Genomic DNA, 582 nt, shown 5'->3' on the forward strand with positions numbered 1-582 from the left:
GCTGGACGAGGGGCTGACCGGGCGTCAGGCCTATTTCCTGGCGGTGCCCGGCGCGGCAAGCGCGGCGGGGCTGTCCGTGGTCTCCTTCAAGGCCGTGGAACGCCTGGGCGAGCCCTACGCCGTCACCATCCAGCTCACGCACCCGCTCGTACTGAACCAGGCCGACTACCTGGGCAAAGCGGCAACGTTTTCCATCGCGCCGGCCGACGGCGCGCTGCCACGCCAATTCGCCGGCTGCATCACGCAGTTCAGCAAGACCCGCCAGACGCACGATTTCTGTGGCTACGAGATCGTGGTAGAGCCCCTTGTTGCACGCCTGCGCCTCACGCAGGCCCGCCGCATCTACCAGCGGCAGACCTTCCCGGAGATCATCGAGGCGATCCTGCGCCGGCACGAACTCAAGGGTCACCAGTTCATCTTCCGGCTGCGGCGCAAGTATCCGCAGCTTGCGTTCCGCATGCAGTATCGGATGTCCGACTGGGACTACATCCGGCTGCTGATGGAGCAATCCGGCATCTATTCCTATTTCACCCCGGGCAAGTTTGGCGAGATGATCGTCTTCGGTGACGACATCGACCATTA

General features: G+C 63.9%; 1 protein-coding gene. It reads left to right on the forward strand.

Features of this window, described 5'->3' with window-relative positions:
* Position 1: 1 nt before the first annotated feature.
* Positions 2-582, forward strand: a 581-nt coding sequence (locus AC1DP9_RS27750) for a contractile injection system protein, VgrG/Pvc8 family (RefSeq protein WP_477109077.1), incomplete at its 3' end; no start/stop codon positions are given.

The organism is Cupriavidus sp. 01L43 (genome assembly GCF_056399925.1).